Origin of the sequence: Mesorhizobium sp. M7A.F.Ca.MR.176.00.0.0 (assembly GCF_004023165.1) — a bacterium.
Lineage (GTDB): Bacteria > Pseudomonadota > Alphaproteobacteria > Rhizobiales > Rhizobiaceae > Mesorhizobium.
The window spans coordinates 54,708-59,051 of sequence record NZ_RZTC01000007.1 but is presented as its reverse complement, the minus strand read 5'-3'; the positions used below and the strand labels follow the sequence as shown (position 1 = coordinate 59,051).

The following is a 4,344-nucleotide window of genomic DNA, read 5'->3' as shown; positions in this document are numbered from 1 at the left end:
ATCGCCGCCTTCTCGCCGCTGCTGTTCTGGCCGGGCATCATCGGCGACTTCATGAAGTACATGCCGATCACGCTGATCGTCACGCTATCGGCCTCGATGCTCTACGCGCTTGTCTTCGCGCCGACGCTGGGTGCGATCTTCGCCAAGGCGCCGCCGCATCATGAGGATGACAATCGCGACGGCTGGTACATGGCGATCGTCAAGCAGGCGGTGCGCTTCCCCATCACCGTGCTGGTGCTGACCGTCGCGCTCTTGTTCGGCGTCGGCTTTGCCTATTCGAAATACGGCGCCGGCGTCGAGTTCTTCCCGAATGTCGAGCCGGATTATGGCCTGCTCTACGTGCATGCGCGCGGCAATCTTTCGCTGGCCGAAATGGATACCGCGACCAAGATCGCGGAAGACAGGCTGCTCGGCTGGCCGGGTGTGAAGTCGGTCTACACCCGCGTCGGCAAGACGCAAGGCGGCGGCCAGGATATCCCCGAAGACGTCGTCGGCGTCATCCAGTACGAATTTATCGACTGGCGCGAGCGCAAGTCGGCGAACCACATCCTGGACGATCTGCGCGGCGTCATGGCCGGCATTCCCGGCGTCGATGTCGAGGTGCGCGTGCCGGAAGCCGGTCCGCCGACCGGCAAGCCGATCCAGATCAGGCTTTCGGCCGTCGACCCCAAGGGGCTCGACGACAAGGCCCGTGAGGTCGCGGCGCGCATCGGCAAGGTGCCCGGCGTCATCGATATTTCCGACGGCCTGCCGCCGCCCGGTGTCGACTGGGCGCTCGAGGTGGATCGTGCCAAGGCGGCGCAGTACGGCATCAGCCCAACCTCGGTCGGCACGGTGGTGCAACTGGTGACCAACGGGTTGAAGCTCTCGGAATACCGGCCCGCCGGCGCCGACGACGCGGTCGACATAAGGCTGCGCCTGCCCGAAGACCGGCGCACGCTGTCGACGCTCGACGAACTCAGGGTGCAGACCTCACAAGGCTCGGTGCCGATCTCGAACTTCGTCGTGCGCAAGCCCGAGCCGACGGTCGGCATCCTCAACCGCATCGACGGCGCGCGTACGGTGGTCGTCCAGGCCAACGTCGCCGCCGGCGCTCAGGTCGCGGCTGTGCAGGAGCAGGTCACCAAGGCCGTCTCCGACATGGATCTCGGCAGCGGCATCCGCTGGAAGCTGGCCGGTTCGAACGAGGACAGCGCCGAAGCCAGCGCCTTCCTCAGCAAGGCCTTCGGGGCGGCGATCTTCCTGATCTTCCTGGTGCTTCTGGCGCAGTTCAACAAGTTCACCAGCGTCTGGCTGGTGCTGTCCTGCGTGGTCATGGCGACGATCGGCGTGTTCCTCGGGCTGCTGATAACCGGCGAGACGTTCGGCATCGTCATGTCGGGCATCGGCGTCATCGCTCTGGCCGGCGTGGTGGTGAACAACAACATCGTGCTGATCGACACCTATGACCGGCTGCGTGAAGAAGGCTGGGACAAGGTCGAGGCGGTGCTGCAGACTTGCCGCGAGCGCGCCCGCCCGGTCGTGCTGACGGCTGTGTCGGCCATTCTCGGCGTGCTGCCGATCGCCTTCGGCCTCGGGTTGGAAATCTTCCATCACGAGACGACGATCAACGCGCCGTCGACGCAATGGTGGATTTCGCTCTCCTCGGCGATCGTCTTCGGCCTGTCCTTCGCCACGGTGCTGACGCTGGTGGTGACGCCGTCGATGCTGATGGTGTTCACCCGCGCCAAGGTCAAGCCGGGCGCACGGCGCGGCTTGATCAGCCGTCTGTTCCGGCGCGGCAAGGTCGAGATTTCATCGACCGATGCGCCGGGGCGGGATGCCGGAGCCGGGCCGGATATCGCCTTTCCGAAAGCCGCCGAATAGATCATTGCCGATTTGACCGGCAAAGGCCGCCCGGAACAACCGGGCGGCCTTTTGCATTGTTCTTGGGCGAAAAGTCGAATTGCGGGGTTCTCATGCCGATCACCACCATCGTCATCATCGTCCTGGTCCTTATCCTCATCGGCGCGGTGCCGGCCTGGCCGCATTCGCGCTCCTGGGGCTATGGGCCCTCGGGTATTGTCGGCGTGGTGCTGGTGTTGCTTATGGTGCTGCTGTTGATGGGACGGCTCTGAGGCGCCCTCTCAGTCCGCGGAGATTGTTAATCTGCGGAGGAGCATCGCCCGCTATCGCGGAGGTCAGGCAGCTTTCGCAACGCAGGTCACGGTGGCAATGCCGATATCCCCGAGCGCTTCAGCAACCGCCTGATCCAACGGCGTGTGCGGAATCTCGCCGACGATGCCTTCCAGCCGCATCGAAGCCAGTTGATGCGGCTCGAAGCGCAGGTAGGACATGGAGACGATCTCGCGCCACATCGCTACGAACGGGCTGCCAGCGCGCAGTACCCACCAGGGCATCGAAGTCATCTTGAGCGGACGACCGATAGCCTTCTCGGCAGCGGCCTTGATCTGCAGATCGGTAACCGCGTGGCCCGGAAAGTTCAGCGCTTCATAGAAGCCGAGCTTGTCCAGATTGCGCGCCAGCGCGACGAAGCCCACAGCGAAGTCAGGCAGATAGGCCCATTCATGTACGAGGTCGACCGGGCCAGGCGCGGTGTAGATACCTTTGTTGATCTTGGCGGCAACGATCAGGTCGAACCATGATCCGCTGCCGGTGCCGCCGAAGAAATCGCCGGCCCGCAGAAGGATGGTGCGGACGCGGCCCGCGTCGGCCTCGCGACGAAACAATTCCTCCATGGCGCAGCGGATGCGGCCCTTTTGCGTGCTCGGATGGAAGGGTGTGTCTTCCGATATCACCGCCGGCATCGGTGAGCCGTAATTGTAAACGGTGCCGGGGAAGAGGTGCAGTGCGCCATTCGCATGGCAGGCAGCCATGACATTCTGCGCCATCGGCAGGCACTTGCCCCAGTCGGTGTAGATCGGGTTGAGGCCGTTGAAGATGATATCGACACCTTGCGTGGCGCGGATGAGGGCCACGCGGTCGAGCGCGTCACCGGCAACGGCTGTGGCGCCTTTGAGTTCGGCCGGCACCTTGCCGTTGCGGGTGACTGCGCGAACCTCGTAGCCCGCGTCGATGAAGGCCTTGGCGACCACGCGGCCGAGCCGGCCACTGGCACCGAGAATTGCGATACTGGTCATTGGAAGCACTCCTGGGTTGGGATTTGCGTGGTCGGTCTGGACGCGCGATCGGGATCAGCGACAAGCGCGATCGAGATCAGCGACGAGCGCGATCGAGATCAGCGGCTGCCGAAGAGGTCGCGGTTGCTGCCCTGCGTGACCGGTTGCCGGACGGCCGCATCCGGGTTGTGGATCGAAGCGGTGGTCGTGTTGTCGGTGCTGGTGACAGCCGGCTGGCTGGCGTCGTTCGACCCAAACTTGTCGCTGCCGGCAAAAGCGGCGCTGACGGAAATGAGGATGGCGGCGGCGGTGAGGGCGATCTTGGTCATCTGAGTTCTCCTGGTTGGTGTTTGCAGTCCGTGTTGGTGTCTGCAGCCGGAATATGGTCGCTCCGAATGCGAATGGAAATTGACTACAGATGGCGTTCTGATATTCATAAATGAATGACTGAAATCGACTGGAACCTGATCAAGAGCTTTGTCGCCGTGGCAGAATCCGGCAGCCTGTCGGCCGCCGCGCGAAAGCTTTCGGCCAGCCAGCCGACGCTTGGCCGTCACATCGGCGAGTTGGAACAGGCGCTGGGCGTCACGCTGTTCCGTCGAGGACGGCACGGCTACGAACTGACGGAGGCCGGCAGCACGCTGTTCGAACGCGGCAAGGCGGTCAGCGAGCAGGCAAGCGCCTTCTCACTCCTGGCGCTGGGTTCGGTCGAGGCCATCGAAGGCACGGTGCGCATCGCCGCCAGCGAGGTCGTGGCGGCCTATGTCCTGCCTGAGATGACGATGCGGCTGGGGATCGAGGAGCCCGGCATCGAGGTCGAGATCGTTGCTTCGAACCAAGTCGAGAACCTGCTGCGTCGAGATGCCGACATCGCCATCCGCATGGTCAAGCCGGCGCAGAACGAGCTGACGGCACGCAAGGTCTGCGATATCGAGCTCTGCGCCTGCGCGGCCAAATCCTATCTCGACAGGCGCGGCCGTCCGCTGAAGCCTGCCGATCTTGTCGACCACGATCTGGTCGGCTTCGATCGCGGCGACGAGATCATCAGGGGCTTTACCCAGCATGGCATCCCCGTCACCCGGAGCAGCTTCCGCTTCAGGGCCGACAACCAGATCGTTTTGTGGGAAGCGGTGCGGGCGGGAAACGGCATTGGCCTCGGCCAGGAGCCGCTGGCCGACAGGGATCCTTTGATTGAGAAGGTGCTGCCTGACCTGCCGCTGCCGGT

Annotated in this window: 5 protein-coding genes; 3 read left to right on the top strand and 2 right to left on the bottom strand. The window is 64.0% G+C overall.

The genetic code is table 11. The annotated features are described in order from the left end of the window. Both EOB59_RS35950 and EOB59_RS04585 read left to right on the top strand, forming a co-directional pair. Window positions 1-1,866: efflux RND transporter permease subunit (locus EOB59_RS35950; protein ID WP_245486526.1), on the top strand; the 1,866-nt coding region annotated here is incomplete at its 5' end. 92 nt (window positions 1,867-1,958) lie between these two features. After that, window positions 1,959-2,117: a DUF3309 family protein gene (locus EOB59_RS04585; RefSeq protein ID WP_127809050.1), complete on the top strand. Its 159-nt coding sequence runs from the start codon at window positions 1,959-1,961 to the stop codon at window positions 2,115-2,117. A 63-nt stretch (window positions 2,118-2,180) separates the two neighbouring features. Here the strand turns inward: EOB59_RS04585 and EOB59_RS04580 are convergent, their stop codons facing one another. Both EOB59_RS04580 and EOB59_RS04575 read right to left on the bottom strand, forming a co-directional pair. After that, window positions 2,181-3,140, bottom strand: a complete 960-nt coding sequence (locus EOB59_RS04580; RefSeq protein ID WP_127809051.1) for an SDR family oxidoreductase — start codon at window positions 3,138-3,140, stop codon at window positions 2,181-2,183. Window positions 3,141-3,238: 98 nt separating this feature from the next. Beyond that, the gene (locus tag EOB59_RS04575; RefSeq protein ID WP_127321943.1) at window positions 3,239-3,448 is read right to left on the bottom strand and encodes a DUF680 domain-containing protein; all 210 of its coding nucleotides are present in this window, start codon (window positions 3,446-3,448) and stop codon (window positions 3,239-3,241) included. 114 nt (window positions 3,449-3,562) lie between these two features. On the opposite strand from EOB59_RS04575, the gene EOB59_RS04570 reads away from it, so the two are divergent. Continuing rightward, window positions 3,563-4,344, top strand: a 782-nt coding sequence (locus EOB59_RS04570) for a LysR family transcriptional regulator (RefSeq protein WP_245486525.1), incomplete at its 3' end; no start/stop codon positions are given.